The sequence below is a fragment of the Pseudomonas sp. ASL8 genome (assembly GCF_056680355.1).
Genome location: NZ_CM155278.1, coordinates 3,162,510 through 3,178,207, shown reverse-complemented (window position 1 = coordinate 3,178,207; position 15,698 = coordinate 3,162,510). Strand labels below are relative to the sequence as shown.

12 protein-coding genes are annotated in these 15,698 nt (G+C 58.9%); 1 reads left to right on the top strand and 11 read right to left on the bottom strand.

From position 1 onward, the window contains the following. Positions 1-319 precede the first annotated feature (319 nt). The 8 genes from AC1MEA_RS14610 to AC1MEA_RS14575 form a co-directional block, all read right to left on the bottom strand. Positions 320-1,678: a DUF1329 domain-containing protein gene (locus AC1MEA_RS14610; protein ID WP_219061692.1), complete on the bottom strand. Its 1,359-nt coding sequence runs from the start codon at positions 1,676-1,678 to the stop codon at positions 320-322. Positions 1,679-1,710: 32 nt separating this feature from the next. Further along, positions 1,711-3,720 carry a DUF1302 domain-containing protein gene (locus AC1MEA_RS14605; protein ID WP_480416564.1) on the bottom strand — a complete coding sequence of 670 codons (2,010 nt, stop codon included), beginning with the start codon at positions 3,718-3,720 and terminating at the stop codon, positions 1,711-1,713. 420 nt (positions 3,721-4,140) lie between these two features. Continuing rightward, positions 4,141-6,798: an aminopeptidase N gene (gene pepN, locus AC1MEA_RS14600; RefSeq protein ID WP_480416563.1), complete on the bottom strand. Its 2,658-nt coding sequence runs from the start codon at positions 6,796-6,798 to the stop codon at positions 4,141-4,143. 10 nt (positions 6,799-6,808) lie between these two features. After that, positions 6,809-7,639, bottom strand: a complete 831-nt coding sequence (locus tag AC1MEA_RS14595) for a DUF2797 domain-containing protein (protein WP_480416562.1) — start codon at positions 7,637-7,639, stop codon at positions 6,809-6,811. Beyond that, complete coding sequence (locus tag AC1MEA_RS14590) at positions 7,636-7,896, bottom strand: YeaC family protein (protein ID WP_219061586.1); 261 nt, start codon at positions 7,894-7,896, stop codon at positions 7,636-7,638. The genes AC1MEA_RS14595 and AC1MEA_RS14590 overlap by 4 nt, the downstream gene beginning before the upstream one ends. Before the next feature lie 27 nt (positions 7,897-7,923). Then, the gene (locus AC1MEA_RS14585; RefSeq protein ID WP_449633759.1) at positions 7,924-8,793 is read right to left on the bottom strand and encodes a rhomboid family intramembrane serine protease; all 870 of its coding nucleotides are present in this window, start codon (positions 8,791-8,793) and stop codon (positions 7,924-7,926) included. After that, positions 8,790-9,761, bottom strand: coding sequence for a metallophosphoesterase (locus tag AC1MEA_RS14580; protein WP_219061588.1), 972 nt, complete (start codon positions 9,759-9,761; stop codon positions 8,790-8,792). The genes AC1MEA_RS14585 and AC1MEA_RS14580 overlap by 4 nt, the downstream gene beginning before the upstream one ends. Continuing rightward, a complete protein-coding gene (locus tag AC1MEA_RS14575) occupies positions 9,761-10,651 on the bottom strand; it encodes an NAD(+) kinase (protein WP_449633757.1) in 891 nt (296 codons plus the stop codon). Before AC1MEA_RS14575 ends, AC1MEA_RS14580 begins: the two co-directional genes overlap by 1 nt. A gap of 144 nt (positions 10,652-10,795) precedes the next feature. Here AC1MEA_RS14575 and AC1MEA_RS14570 point away from each other — a divergent pair, with 144 nt between their 5' ends. Continuing rightward, positions 10,796-11,785, top strand: coding sequence for a DUF1853 family protein (locus AC1MEA_RS14570; RefSeq protein WP_480416561.1), 990 nt, complete (start codon positions 10,796-10,798; stop codon positions 11,783-11,785). Positions 11,786-11,818: 33 nt separating this feature from the next. Here AC1MEA_RS14570 and AC1MEA_RS14565 read toward each other — a convergent pair whose 3' ends face one another. The 3 genes from AC1MEA_RS14565 to AC1MEA_RS14555 form a co-directional block, all read right to left on the bottom strand. Further along, positions 11,819-13,036, bottom strand: a complete 1,218-nt coding sequence (locus tag AC1MEA_RS14565) for an MFS transporter (protein WP_449633755.1) — start codon at positions 13,034-13,036, stop codon at positions 11,819-11,821. Between the two features lie 187 nt (positions 13,037-13,223). Next, positions 13,224-14,567 carry an MFS transporter gene (locus AC1MEA_RS14560; protein WP_449633754.1) on the bottom strand — a complete coding sequence of 448 codons (1,344 nt, stop codon included), beginning with the start codon at positions 14,565-14,567 and terminating at the stop codon, positions 13,224-13,226. A gap of 150 nt (positions 14,568-14,717) precedes the next feature. Beyond that, the gene (locus tag AC1MEA_RS14555; RefSeq protein WP_480416560.1) at positions 14,718-15,647 is read right to left on the bottom strand and encodes a 1-aminocyclopropane-1-carboxylate deaminase/D-cysteine desulfhydrase; all 930 of its coding nucleotides are present in this window, start codon (positions 15,645-15,647) and stop codon (positions 14,718-14,720) included. Positions 15,648-15,698: the final 51 nt, after the last annotated feature.

Below are 15,698 nucleotides of genomic sequence, written 5' to 3'. Positions count from 1 at the left end.
AGACCTCTCCCCCGTTATTGTTATTAGGTCGACCTCAAGGTGTCCCAGAGGGCCGCAACCGCTCTAGAAAAACCCTTTGGAAGCAGACCTATCCTATCCAGCTTTAGAAACGTATGACAATCGACATGACGTTATCTTTTGTTAAGCCGGGCGTGCGTGATTGATGGCTTATTCGTTTGCCTGATGACCGAGGTGCGAGCAGACATACCGTACCGACAAGGGCACATCTGATCGCAAGCCTGCGCATCCCGGCAGATCGTGTACCTCTGTGGTAGCACGCGAGACTGCGATGAAGGGGCCAGCGCAGTCTCGCCGCCCCCTACCGGGTACCGCGCCGGCGCAAGGCCGCTGGTGTGAACTCGCTTTCCTCAGGGCTGATCTGGCTGAAGTCGATGGTATTGGGCTCCTCGTTGTCCAGGTTCTGCACGTGATAGCGGCGGGCCTGAAGATCGTGGAACACATCCAGTGCGGACCAGGTGGTGGGCAACTCGTAGAAGTTCTTCAGGTAGGCCATCGAGACCCGCCACAACTCACCGCGGCTGTCGTACTGATCGACCACCGCCGCTTGCCAACTGTCCTCGTCCAGATACAAGGTCCGCTTGGAGTAGATGTGCCGTGCGTTCGGTTTGAGCGTGCCTTCCACCACCCACACCCGATGCAACTCGTGACGCGTATAGGCAGGGTTCAGATGGCCCGTCTGCAACAGCTGCTTGTAGCTGACCTCAGGGCTGGACACCTTGTAGTTGTTGTAGGGGATGTAAATTTCCTTCTTGCCCATCAGCTTCCAGTCGTAACGGTCCGGCGAACCGTTGAACATGTCGGTGTCATCAGCCGTGCGTAAACCGTCGGCAGCGGGGATTGGCGTGTCATAAGCCAGATTCGGCGCGCGTCGCACCCTGCGCTGGCCGGCGTTATACGCCCAGGCCTGACGCGGTTCCTTAACCTGATCAAGGGTTTCATGCACCAGCACCGCAGAACCGGCTAGGCGCGCCGGGCTTTTGGTGAACGACAGGTAATAGAACATCACATTGCCCAAGCCGGCGTACGAGCCATCGGGTTCATAGAACTTGAACTTGGCCTCCTGCTGCGACGTGATCGGACTGAAACTGCCATTACGCTGTACAGCCACTTCCGACGCACGACGCACCACATAGGTACCGCGGTAGCGGGCAATGTGGTTCCAGAGCGCTTCAACCCCGCTTTGCGGCATCGGGAACGGAATACCTCCGTATGCATCGACAAAGCCGTTGCCGCCACTGATCAATTTGGCGCTGCCGGCGTTCTTGCGGGTGTTGTCATAAACCCATTGCGGCGCCGCACCGCTGCGGCGAGTGGTGTAAACCGGCATCTGGTAGCTGTTCGGGTATGCCTCGAACATCGCGATCTGGCCCGGCGTCAGGCTTGCTTTGTATTGATCCAGATTGGCCTTTGTGATCGTGAACAACGGCGTGTCTGTGCCAAAGGGATCGACATGCGGTTTGCCGGGGCCTTTGTAACCCGCAGGCGCTTGGGTGAGACCACCACTCCAGGCCGGAATGGTGCCCGCAGCGTTGCCAGCCTTTTCAGCACCCAATGGGGTCAGGCTTTTATCCCATGCAGCAGCGTCCGCGGCCTGGGCAGTGTTGGCCGTCAGCGTCAGGACAAAGGCGACTGCCATTGACCGATGCGTCTTGAGCATCTGTTTCATGAACATCTGCGCTCTCCTTGATTTCAAAACGAATATTTGACGTTCAACCCGATGTTGTCCCGGTCGCGAATGGCACTGTTCTGCCCTGCCCCATAGAATTCGGTGTACTGCAGCTCCGCTTCCAGACGGTTCTGGTAGCTGGCCCTGACGCCGAGGGTGTAAGCCTTGCGTCCCTCAATAAAGTTGCCGGTCTGGTGGGAGTTGCCCTCGAAGTCATCCTTGTAGATCACGAAGGGCGACAGGTTGACCCCCGCATACGCATCGTTCCAGGTGCCCTGGAGCATCAGCGTGTAGCCAAAAGCGTTTTTGTTGACCTGATCGTTCCGGTCATGGCCATTGATGTACGGAACGTTGCCGCGGCTGGAGTAATAGCGGGTGCTGCCATCCCAAGCGGTATATTTCAAGCTGCTACCGCGCAAGTGCTCGGAAGACAGCTCGGCGACGCCGGTCAACGAATCAAAGCTCATTCGTGGGCCGAAGTTGTAGATGGTGCCCAATGAGGTGTTGAACATTTCTACGCGCTCGGCGTTATGGATCTTGTCCCCCAGCCCCACGTCATTGCCGCCGATATTGACGTGGGCACCCGAGGCCATTTGGGGGGCCTGCATCAGCAAATCGCCGAGCAAATCGCTGGTGGTGGCGATGCCGATCGGCATATTCGGCCGATAAGCCAGTTCCCCGAACAACGAGGCGTCACCCAGCGTCGTGTTGAAGCTGACACCGAACATGCGGATGTCTTCAGCGTATTCGCGACGCCCCTGGACCTGATTGGCGACGTCCATGGTGGCTATCCCGCCCACCGCAGAGGTCAGGGTGCTGCGATAGGCCTGGGCCAGTGGCGAATTGGGGGCGGCAGCCAGGGCAGCCTGCAATTGCGCCACGCTGATACCGGCCTGCGCGGCCACCGCCTGTTGAATCGCAGGTGTGGTCGCGGCGGTCAGTTCGGCCAGATTCAACCCGCTGTAGCTGCCCAGGTCCGCGTAAATGGTCGGTTCCTTGGCGTGGTAGTTGACGAAGTAGAAGCCGAACTCGGTGGCGTTGAGCTGTTCGGCCAGATAGCGGAAAGCCACGCCGTATTGCCCGTCGTTTTTTGCGTTGATATCCGGCCCGATAGAGGCCACTTTGAAATTGCCGACGGCGTCAGCACCACCCCCGCCTTGCAGGCCCCCGGCACCCGCGGCACTGAGGCCCTGATACAAACCGTTGAGTGCAGTCAACTGCGGCATCACCGCATAGGCCGTATTACCGCCATCGGCAAACAGGTCGGTCTCCGAAAAATAGGTGCCTACCGGATCAACCTGGGTTTCCTTCCAGTTGAATTGGTAAAAAGTTTCCATCGACAGGTTGTCGCTCAACCCCACGTTGAAGTTCAGCGCCTCGATGGGCACCAGTACCTCCTTGAGTTCAGAGCCCGGCAAACGGAATTGCGCAGCATTGATCGGGTTGGTGGTGTTGACTCCACCTCGATAGAACAGCCCTTCGCCCCAATTGAATACTTGTCGGCCCAGACGCGCCGTCAGCGGCAAATCACCGACATCCCAATTACCGTAGACATAAGCATCGAGAATTTGCGCATCGCGCCCGGCACTGTGACGAGTGTCGTAGGTGAAGCTGTCGTTATCCGGAAAGTTCTGACTGGGTTGCGACGGGTTATTGCTACCGGAGTAATCGGTACGTTTATCCATAATCCGTGTGTCATAAAACGCTGAGCCGCGTACGAAAGCTCCATAGTTCTTGTAGGAAACTTCCAAGTCGCTCGTAACTTTATAAACTTCCGAAACCAATCCGGTATCAAAATTACGATTACCGTCATTGATATTGACGTCATCATTAGTTTTGTCCTGGCCTTGCACTCGCCACAACTGACCATAAGACAATGTGGTATCGAACGAGCCTTTGATTTCATCATCGGCGAAACTGAACTCGACAGCCTCGACCTCGGCGCCGCCCAGCAAGGGCAAAAGCCCGGCCAAGGTGAAGCCCGCAACCCTTGGTGCAAAACGCAACCGCGCCCTGACAGGTCTCATCTCCATAATTTTTTTGCTCCCTGAAGTTACTTATTTTTATACATTAATTATTTCCATAAGAAACATCCCTTTATCTTGTAGGAAATTTCACAAGTTAAACGTACGCGAGCCGTTTTCAAGTTGAAAACCCGCAACCCGGATGACAAATGTAATAATAAAAGTGAGGATAAGTGTTACAGAACAAAAAACCAATCATTAAAGCAATAGCATGCGTAGCTCAACGCACAGGGAATATCCCGAGGAGTGTTTCAGGAGAGAATACAATCCGACACACCGCTGAAAGTTAGTAACTGAATGTAAGTTATCCGCCCGAGACAGACAGCCAATATTTTCTTTACGCAATAAAAAAGTGTTACCCCATTGTTTGCGGGTAACACTTTTCAGAGGGGACTTTCTGTTATGCCCTTTGCTGGCGAAGGCGATGAATCAAGCCAGACTTTTGCTCACCACCTCATACACGTCGCTCGACAGATCGCCCGAAGCACGGATGCGCTCCAGTTCGGCCTTCATCAGCGCCTGACGGGCGCTGTCGTATTTGCGCCAGCGTGTCAGCGGTGCCAATTGGCGCGAAGCGATCTGTGGGTTGAAGGCGTTCAGTTGAATCACCAGGTCCGCCAGGAAGCGATAGCCCGAGCCATCCGCCGCATGGAAGTTGATCAGGTTCTGACCGGCGAACGCGCCGACCAACGCACGAACCTTGTTCGGGTTTTTCATCGTGAAGGCTGAGTGCGACATCAACGCTTTAACCCGTTGCAGGCCACCGGGCAAGGTGCTTGCAGCCTGGACGCTGAACCATTGGTCCATGACCAGCGGGTTGTCCTTGAAGTTGTCGGCGAACGTGGCCAGGGCCTTGGCTTTCTCTTCGGCGAATGGCGAGTTCACCAACACCGCGAGCGCGGTCAAGCGCTCGGTCATGTTGTCGCAGGTATCGAATTGCTCAAGGCACGCCGCGAGCACCTGCGGTTTGCCACTGAGCATCAGGTATGACAGGGCGATATTTTGCAGGCCACGACGGGCAAAATGCTCGGCCTCGGCGATGTAAGCGGTCTTTTTCGACAGCTCGCGGTTGGCCTGATAACGCTGCCATAAGCCTTCGAACAAGCTGTCGGCCAATTGCTTGCGGGCAAACTCGCGGGCGGCATGGATCGCGTCCACGTCGGCGACTTCGCTGATTTCTGTCAGGTAGGCCTCGCCCGGCAACGACAGCATCTCGGCGACCATGGCCTGATCAAGCTGATCGTCAGCCAGCACGCTGTTCAAGGCCGTGACCAGACGCTGATCAAGCACCAGGGCCTCACCCTTCTGGTGTTGGCCGATCAATTCCTGCAGCACCTGTACCGACAGCTGCTGCCCGGCTTCCCAGCGATTGAAGCCGTCGCTGTCATGCTGCATCAGGAACATCAGTTGATCGCGGTTGTATGGGAAGCTCAGTTTTACCGGCGCCGAGAAACCACGCAGCAACGACGGCAGCGGCTTTTCAGCGATGTCGACGAAGGTGAAGGTCTGCTCGGCTTCGTTCACCGAAATCACCCGCGAGGTACCCGCCGCCGCTGCTTCGCCGGACAGGCGCAAGGCGATTTCGCCGCCCTGTGCATCCAGCAAGCCCAGTTCCACCGGGATCACGAAGGGTTGTTTTTCCTGCTTGTCCGGGGTCGCCGGGTAGCTTTGACGGAAGGTCAGGCTGTAGGTTTTCGCCGCGCTGTCATACGCCTCGCTGACCGCCAACCGTGGGGTGCCCGCCTGGCTGTACCAGCGTTTGAACTGGGTCAGTTCGACGCTATTGGCGTCTTCCATGGCTTTGATGAAGTCATCACAGGTCACGGCCTGACCATCATGGCGCTCGAAGTACAGGTCGCTGCCTTTACGGAAGCCCTCGGTACCGAGCAAGGTGCGCAGCATGCGCACCACTTCCGAGCCCTTTTCGTACACGGTCAGGGTATAGAAGTTGGAAATCTCGATGAAGCTGGCCGGGCGCACGGCGTGGGCCATCGGGCCGGCATCTTCGGCGAACTGGTGGGTACGCAGGTAAGCGACGTCTTCGATGCGCTTGACCGTGCGCGAGTTCATGTCGGCCGAGAACTCAGCGTCACGGAAGACCGTGAAGCCTTCCTTGAGCGACAGCTGGAACCAGTCGCGGCAGGTCACGCGGTTGCCCGACCAGTTGTGGAAATATTCGTGGGCGACCACCGCTTCGACCCGCTGGTGCGCGGCATCGGTGGCGGTTTCGGCACGGGCCAGCACACAGCTGGAGTTAAAGATGTTGAGGCCCTTGTTCTCCATGGCGCCCATGTTGAAGTCGTTGACCGCTACGATCATGAAGATGTCCAGGTCGTATTCACGACCGTAGGTCTCTTCGTCCCAGCGCATGGACTTCTTCAGGCTGTTCATGGCGTGCTGGCACTTGTCGACGTTTTCAGGCTCGACATAAATGCGCAGTGTCACGTCGCGCTGGTTCATGGTGGTGAACACATCTTCGATGCACCACAGATCACCGGCCACCAGCGCGAACAGGTACGCCGGTTTCATGAACGGATCTTCCCAGGTCGCCCAATGCCGACCGTCCTCTCCCGGGCCGCTGGCAATCGGATTGCCGTTGGACAGCAGCACCGGATAGCTGTGCTGCTCAGCGCTGACGGTGGTGGTGAACTTGCTCATCACGTCAGGGCGGTCGAGGTAATAGGTGATCTTCCGAAAGCCTTCGGCCTCGCACTGGGTGCAGAACATCCCGCTGGATTTGTACAGGCCTTCCAGCGCGGTATTGGTTTCCGGGTGGATCCGTACCGAGGTGTCGAGAGTGAACTGCGCAGCCTTGGGTTGCACGGTCAGGTGATCGGGGCTCTGTTGGTAGTCGCCAATACCCAGTTCAGTGTCGTCGAGCTTGAGCGACAGCAGTTCGAGCAACTGCCCGTCCAGTACCAGCGGCGGCAAACCGGCACCGCGCGCCGGGTTGCGACGCATCACCAGTTGCGCATGGACCAGGGTGTGGTCCTCGAACAGTTCGAAGGTCAGGTGCGTCTCGTCAATGAGGTACTCAGGCGCCTGATAGTCTTTCAGATAGATCATTTTCGGTTGTTCTGTGCGCATGCTGGAGTCCTTACTGATGCACGGCGAGCTGATAAGCCGTGTATTTACGAATATTGATCACGCCGGTATCGAAGATCAGGTATTGCCCCTTGATCCCCATCAGCGTGCCTTCAGCGATCGGGTTCTTGTCCAGATTGAAGCTGACGATCTTGGTCGGATATGCCTCGACCGGGTAACGAATTTCAATCGGCTCGACGTCATGCAAGAGTTGGACGGCCTGCAGGCCGAATCGTTCTTGCAAGCCGAGCAAGCCTTCGCCGCAGGTGTCGAACAGTTGCTGGCGAACGGCTTTAAGGTCCACCGGCGGTGCATCGCCCTTGAGCAAGGCACGCCAGTTGGTACGGTCGGCCACCTGACTGCGCAACAGGTCTTCGACAAAACCGGACTGCTGACGCGTCGCGACGCGCACAATCGGCACCGCCTGACTGGCGCCCTGATCGAGCCAGCGGGTGGGCAACTGCGTGGCGCGGGTGATGCCGACCTTGACCCCGGAAGAGTTGGCCAGATAGACCACATGATCAGTCATGCAGAACTGCTCGCCCCATGCCGGATCACGGCAGGTACCGTGTTCGTAGTGGCATTTCTCCGGGCTCATGATGCAGATATCGCATTGCGCCAGTTTGGTCATGCACGGGTAGCAATACCCCTGGCTGAAGCTGGTCTTGGTCTTGCGCCCGCAATGGGTGCAATTGATCGCGCCCAGGTATTCCAGGCGCACGGTCTTGCCGATCATGGGGTTGACCGGAATCTCCGCGTCGCCCAGACGAAAACCGTACTGCACTAATGGCGCGTCCAGGCGCGCCGACATTTTGCTGATTGCACCGCGGCCAATCTCGATCAATGGATAGCATCCGATTTGAACAGGATGTTAGGCACTGTTATCGATTTTGAGCTGCATTCCTGCGGCCCCATGTAGCCGGTGCGTTGTTCCTCGGGCAAGTTCTGGACTTCCCAGGCGATCAACGCTTGCAGGGACAACTCACGCTGCTCCTGGGACAGCTTGCGACCGTCGGACCACTTGCCGATTTCCACTGCCAATTTCAGGCTTTGGTAAATGTCCGGGGTAATGTTTTCGATCATTTCAACAAAAGAGGACATACCACTCTCCACAGTAAGGACGCAATTTTAACCAGCCCGGCGAGCTAAAGCTCCGCCTACAAGGCCCGTAATACAACCGATGATCAGGCCGCCGACATGAGCGCCGTTGGCGATGGCGCCGAAGCCCAGCATGCTGATCAGACCCGACAGGCACAGCAGCAGCCACACTAGCATCATGATCAACACGCCACGGGGCAGACGATAAACAGGGTTCGGCGCCAGCCACTGGAAGATCCAGCAATGGCCGAGCAAGCCGTAGAGCACCCCCGACAGACCACCAAACAGGGTCGGCCCACTGACCAGATATTGGGTGTAGTTGGACACCAGGCTGAACAGCAACGTCAGCCCGAGCAAGTGCCAACTGCCCTCGCGCGACTCGATCCGCCGCCCCAGTTCCCAGTACCACATGCCGTTCATCGCCAGATGGAGAATACCGAAATGCACCAGCATCGGTGTGACCAGCCGCCACCACTGCCCCGCCGCCAGACTGTCGGCCAGTGGCATGAAGGTGATGTAGTCACCCCGCACGCGGAAGTCGAGAAAAGTCAGCCAGCTCAGGGTGTCAAACTGATCACCTAGCAGGGTGACGGCACCCACCACCAGGCACAGCAGCAACACCAGGGTCGTGAGCGGGCTGTTGCGCAATTGTTGGACAAAGCCCGGCCGGGCGTAGGTCGCCCCCAGCTCGGCAGCGGGCAATTCGTAAGAGGGATCGCCTTCGGGGAAGCGTTGATACAGCACTCGAATGTCATCTGCCAATTGCGCATTTGGCACCCACAAGACTTGCTCGCCCGCCTCCTCGCTGACTCGATGAGGCACGCGCAGGCGTCGCAACAAGCCGACGAAACCGCTCAAATCAGTGGTCAACGGCAAGCGTAGTACTGCAACAGGACTCATTGCACAGCCTCTGGACGTTCAACATCTACCCAGACGAATTTGCGTGGGTCGATGCAGGTTTCCTGGTCCAGCCGATAGGCGACCAGTTTGCCGTAAAGCACGGCGCTGTAATCCAGACAGGCCAGGTTCGGCCGGATTGGGGCGGGGTTGCCACTGCGCCAATAATGGCCAACGAACAGCAAGGGCTCGTCGATGCCGTAGCGTAACAAGGCATTTTTTTCGAGAGGCGACAACGGTGTCTTCGCGACCAGATCCGGCAACGCGTCCGGCTGAAACACGACGTCGCCGTACGTTTGCGGGTCGTCTTCCCAGAACTTGGTGCGGAAAAACGCACGGGTCAGGCCATCGCCGCCGGTCAGGGTCAGGCCGTGCGGCAGGCGCATGTCTGTCCCACGCAGCAGACGGTCGAAGACGTTGCTGGCGAAACTGCCTGGCTCGGCGGATGCCTGAACAAAGTGCTCATCAATGCAACCGTCGCTGTATTGCGCCCGCAGCGGCTCGATCAAACCCGCGTCCCAACAGGCGTGAACCATGCGAAACCGGCCGGCATCGATAAACAGCGGCATCGTGTAGAACCACGCGAGGAAGTCATGCCAGTCCTGAGGATGCTGGTCGAACTGGCTCAGGGTTTCCTCAAGCAGCCGCGCGTGACGCGGTGTATGTTCGCGCACGAATTGCTTGTGGCTGCCCGGCAAAGCCGGCGTGCTCCAGCCCAGCGCATTGAATTCATGGTTGCCCATGATGCAGTGGGCCTGGCCCGCTTCGACCATGTCATGAACAATGTGCAGCGCTTCGCGGATCCGCGGGCCACGGTCGATGATGTCGCCAAGAAACAGCGCGATACGCTCAGGGTGGCGCCAGACGCCCGCCTGAAAACGGTAACCGAGAGTGTCGAGCAAGTGCTCAAGGGTATGGGCACAACCATGCACGTCACCGATCAGATCATAGCTACGCGCGGGATCGAGCATCAATCGCCTCCACCACCGAGCCGGCTGCCCCAGCCAAGCTTGGTGCGGCAGACTTCGTAATAGTTGTGATCCAGTGGATGAATCAGCCGCAGCTTTTGCGGCTTCTTGCTGATGTTGATCGTATCACCGGGCGCGCAGGTGAAATGGTTCTGCCCGTCGCACGAGACTTGCGGGTAGATCTGCATGTCTTTGGACACGACGATCTTCAATTCGCTGTTGCCATCGACCACGATCGGCCTGCCGGACAGGGTGTGCGGGTACATCGGCACAATGACGATAGCGTCGAGTTTGGGGTGCATGATCGGCCCGCCCGCCGACAGCGCGTAGGCAGTCGAACCGGTCGGCGTGGCAACGATCAGACCGTCGGCCTTCTGGCTGCAGACGAACTGGCCGTCGACATACAGCTCGAACTCGATCATCCGCGTCGATTTGCCGGGGTGCAGCACCACGTCGTTGAGCGCATCCCCCTGACCGATGGCGTCGCCATGGCGCCGCACTTCAGCCTGCAGCAGGAAGCGATTCTCCACCAGATAGTGGCCGTCGAGCACTTCAGCGACTTTCACTTCCAGCTCGTCGGGACGGATATCGGTGAGGAATCCCAGGCTACCCCGGTTGATCCCCAGCACCGGCACGTTGTGACGCGCCAAGGCCCGGGCGGCACCCAGAAGGCTGCCATCACCGCCGACGACGATGACCATGTCGCAGACTTCGCCGAGCATTTTACGTGTCGATGTCTGTAGACCATGCCCCGGCAAGACTTCGGCGATGGTGTCTTCGAGGATCACGTGCATGTGCCGCTCGAGCAGAAACGCCTTCAGTCGGCGAACGGTATCAAGCACCTGCGAACTGCCGAGGCGACCAATGATGCCGATATTGCGAAATTGCTCCATGGGGCTCCTGCGGGATTCGATACGACTCAAAGAAAGCGATTATGGGTGAAAGGCCTGCCCAGCGGCAAACCGGCGCGGATTATTTGCCTGCCCGGCCATCCTCGCGAATGACGCAACCCCGTCAACACAGGCTATTCTCGCTGAATGACTTTATTCCCGAGCCTACTCGACCTGCCCCGCCAGTTGCGCCACCCCGAAGTGCGCGACCTGGCGTGGGTCATCCTCGCGCCGCCGATGCTCGCCGAAACGCCCTGGCCGCAACGTCACCCATTGACCGGCAGTGATTGGGTACAGGCGCCGCAAGTGCTGGCCGACTGGTTATTGCGCCTGGATCAGAACAGCAGCGCCCTGAATCACTGGCTGGCACTGGGCGCCACCCGACGCCTGGGTCTGTACTACGAGCGGCTCTGGCAATTTGCCGTGCAGCAGGCACCCGGCGTTGAAATGATCGCCGCCAATTTACCCATTCGCCTGGCCGGTCACACGCTGGGGGAGCTGGACATGCTCCTGCGTGACCGGGACGGCGTGCACCACGTGGAGTTGGCGATCAAACTCTATCTTGGGCCGCAACGGGGCGATGGCAAGGACCCCGCACAATGGCTGGGACCGGGTTGTCATGACCGGCTGGACCGCAAGCTCGCGCACCTGAGCCAGCACCAACTGCCGATCTCGGCACGACCCGAAGCCCGTGAAGCCCTTGATGCGCTGGACATTAGCCAGTTCAGCGCTGAACTGTGGCTGGGGGGTTACCTGCTTTATCCATGGCCCGGAAAAGCACAATCACCGGCGGGAGCGCACCGTCAGCACCTGAACGGACGCTGGCTGCATCAGCATGACTGGCCGGATTTCATCACGCAAAGCGCCGCAGGCCGCTGGCAACCCCTGCCGCGCCATGCCTGGCTGGCCCCCGCCCATTACAGCGAAGCGCAGACCTGGCAGGCCGATCAGTTGCAGGAGTGGCTGCTGCAACTGGACCCGCTGGCGCCAGCACAGCTCTTGGTGCGCTTGACCGAAAACGGTGGCGGCGATTGGGAAGAGGCCGAGCGCCTGTTCCTGGTCTCGGATCAGTGGCCCTATCTCGGGAATACCACCAACGCCGTCGCCTCAATCGCCGTGCCAATGCCGTCCGTCTGAGCGCTCGACCGGAATCTATGCGGTGATCGGTGATCAGACTTTCCTGGTGTTGGGCAACAGAACCGTAAAAATCCCCAGCAGTGGCAGGAACGAGCAAAGCGAGTACACGTAGATGATCCCGTGGATATCCGCCAGGTAACCGAGCAACGCCGCGCCAATCCCGCCGAAACCGAACATCAAGCCAAAGAACACCCCGGCGATCATCCCCACGTTGCCTGGCACCAGCTCTTGAGCAAACACCACAATGGCCGAAAACGCCGAGGCCAGAATGAAGCCAATGATCACGCTCAGCACGCTGGTCCAGAACAGGTCCGCGTAAGGCAGCATCAAGGTGAACGGCGCCACCCCAAGAATCGAGAACCAGATCACCGTTTTACGCCCGACTTTGTCGCCGATAGGGCCGCCAAAGAACGTGCCGGCGGCCACCGCACCGAGAAACAGAAACAGGTGCAGTTGCGAACTGGCCACCGACAGGTCGAATTTCTGGATCAGGTAAAACGTGAAATAACTGGTGAAACTGGCCATGTAAAAGTATTTGGAAAACACCAGAAAGCCGAGGACCATCAACGCGCCGATCACCCGATTTTTCGACAGGCCATGGGTCGCTTGCTGCCCTGCCTTGAGTTTGAACAGGTTCAGGTGCGCACGGTACCAGCGGCTGATCGCGTACAGCAAGCCGATGGCAAACACCGCAAACAGCCCGAACCAGGCGACATTGCCCTGGCCAAACGGAATGATGATGGCGGCTGCCAGCAGAGGGCCAAATGCCGACCCTGCGTTGCCACCGACCTGAAAAGTGGACTGGGCCAGGCCAAAGCGGCCACCCGAGGCCAGTCGGGCGATACGCGACGCCTCCGGGTGAAACGTCGAAGAACCGACGCCGATCAATGCCGACGCCAGCAGAATGAGCGGAAAGCTGCCGACCATCGACAGCATGACAATCCCTACCAGCGTACAAATAGCACCGGCCGGTAATAACAGCGGGTTCGGATGACGATCCGTGTAATAACCCACCCACGGCTGCAACAGCGATGCGGTGATCTGAAAGGTCAGGGTAATCAATCCAACCTGAGTGAAACTCAGCCCGTAATTGGCCTTGAGCATCGGATAGATCGACGGCAGTACTGCCTGAATCAGGTCGTTGATCAAATGCGCCAGGGCCACGGCACCAATGATGCGCATGACCAGCGGACTGCTTTGGCTCGCGGCCAAGGGCGGGACCGGGCTGGACTGAGTATTGCTGATAGCCATGAAGATCATCCGTAACAATGGGTATGCGCTTTACAACCGTGATTGCAAAGGATGCCGCCAACAGTGGCGGCGCCAATGTGCCACTTTTTAGCGCATGAATGCCATTTTTTGTTGCGGACTTTGCCTGGCAGCCAAGGTTTATTCTCCCTGATACCCGTGCATCCAAAAGCATCAGTCGAGGTATTCGCTAAGCGACAGATCCCAGCGGCGACACTTCGAATTCATCTGAGCCATCAGCCCCATGCAAGGAAACCTTCGACGTCTCCGGCAGCGCCAATCCACCCGCCAGCGCCAGCACCGCGACGGCCATCAGGTAAAAAGCCGGGGACAGGTTGCTACCGGTCGTGGTGATCAACCAAGTGGCAACCAGCGGCGCGGTACCGCCAAAAATCGTGTAGGCCATGTTGTAGGTAATCGCCGAGGCGGTGTAACGCGTACGTGTAGGGAACGTTTCGGAGAGCAAGGCCGCCGTGACCACACCACAGAGCACCGCCCCCACCGCCAACAACATAACGCCAATGATCGACGCGATGAACGAGCCGGAACTGGCCATCAGGAATGCGGGATACACCACCACAAGCAACAACACGCCAGCGCTCGCCATTGTCGCCCGCCGCCCGACCCTGTCGGAAAACATCCCGGCCAATGGACAGATCGCTGCGGCAAAAATCAGCGCGATCACCGACACCAGCAATGCCGTGGCCCGGCTCAGGCCGCCTGCGACTTGCAGGTACGTGGCGAAGTAGGTGGTGAACATATAAAACGACAGCGCCGTCAGCGACACGAACGCGCCCAGGCAGCAGATCGCAGCACCGTGGGTACGCAAGGTTTCGCGTAATGGGGAATGGGCCACCGCCGCCTCATTGGCGACGGCCTGAAACGCCGGGGTTTCATCCAGCTTCCAGCGCAGATACAACCCGACCAGCCCCAACGGAGCCGCCAGCAGAAACGGTAAGCGCCAGCCCCAAGTGCTCATGGCATCCAACGACAACGACGACTCCAGCGCATAGGCCACCACCGCCGCGCAGGCAAAAGCGGAGAACGTCGAGACCGGCACAAAGCTGCCATACCAGGCACGCTGGGTGCGCGGTGCATGCTCCATTAGATAAGCGCAGGCGCCTGCGTATTCGCCCCCGGCGGAAAACCCTTGAGCACAGCGGATCAACGTCAACAACACCGGCGCCAGCACGCCAATGGCTGCGTAATTGGGCAGTACGCCGATCAGCGTGGTCGCACCCGCCATCAACAGAATGGTCAAGGCCAGGGTTTTCTTGCGCCCTACCCGGTCACCGAGCATGCCGAAGAAAATACCGCCCAAGGGCCGAAAAGCGAACGCCACGGCAAAGACAGCGAACGTCTTCAACAACGCGGCGCTCGGGTCACCGCTGGGGAAAAACTGCTGAGCGATAGTCGTCGCCAAAAAGCCGTACACCGCAAAGTCGAACCACTCGACGAAGTTGCCAATGGCCGCCGCACAGATCACGCGTCTCAAGGTAGCAGGGTCTACAGCCTTCATTGCTTGGGTTGTCATACTGACCTCGGCGCGCTCATCAGGAAGGTATCGATTAGAAGCTATCGATTATCGGGGCCGCGCCGAGATGTACCTGCTCCACATGTGTCATCCGCGTACTCAGGGCCGACCCGTGACCGAATGAGGGTCGCAGGATTCATGCCATGAGAATCAGAGCGTGGTCCTCGCCGTCATCCCGCGCCGCCCCTGCAAGCCGCCGGTGTGCACAAAAATCAGGCGAGTACCTCGGGAAAACAACCCCGCCGCCACGCGATCATGCAACGCCAGTAGCGCTTTGCCGGTGTACAGCGGCTCCAGTGGCAGGCCGCTGTCGGCTTCGCTGACGGAAATGAAGTCGAGCAAATGCGGATCGGTCTTGGCAAAGCCACCGCGGCTCGCGTCCAGCAGGTGATAACTGCAATGGCGCTCGTTAGCCTGCTCGATGACAGCAGAGACGTGCTCGGCGACACCGTGGTCGTCCGGTACCGCCAGCGCGCCATAGACCGGATGGGCGCCTGCTTCGGCCAGGACAAGCCCGGCCAGGGTGGTTCCGGTGCCTGCCGCCAACCACCAGGCGTGATAATCGTCCCAACCCAGTTGACTCAATTGGCGGCGCGCTTGAACGACCAAATCGGCACACCCCAAAGCACCGGGCAATCCACCGCCGCCTTCGGGTACCGGGTGCAGGTGCGGGTAACGGGCTTGCCATGGCAACCAGAAATCCGCCTGATGCCGAGCGCGATAACCGGCGTAACCCAGCCAGTGCAACTGCATGCCAAATGCTTGCAAATCGAGACTTGTCGGGGTGTCTTGCGCATGACCGCGCAGCAGGCCGACGGTGGGGAAGCCGAAGCGTTTGCCCGCTGCGGCCAAGGCATGCAGATGATTGGAATGCGCACCGCCCAAGCTGATCACGCCTTCAGCACCGGCCTCGGCTGCCGCCGCCAGATGATGAGTCAGCTTGAACCACTTGTTGCCGGAGATCAGCGGGTCGATCAAGTCCAGACGAAGGACTGCCACCTCGACACCGGCCTGTTTTAGCCAGGGCAGATGCAAGGGTTCAAGGGGAGCGCTCGGTGGGCTGGGAAGTGGCGGGGACATTGCGTTTGAGTCGGTGAACCAAAGAGGCCGCAGTTTAGCATTGCGGCCTCT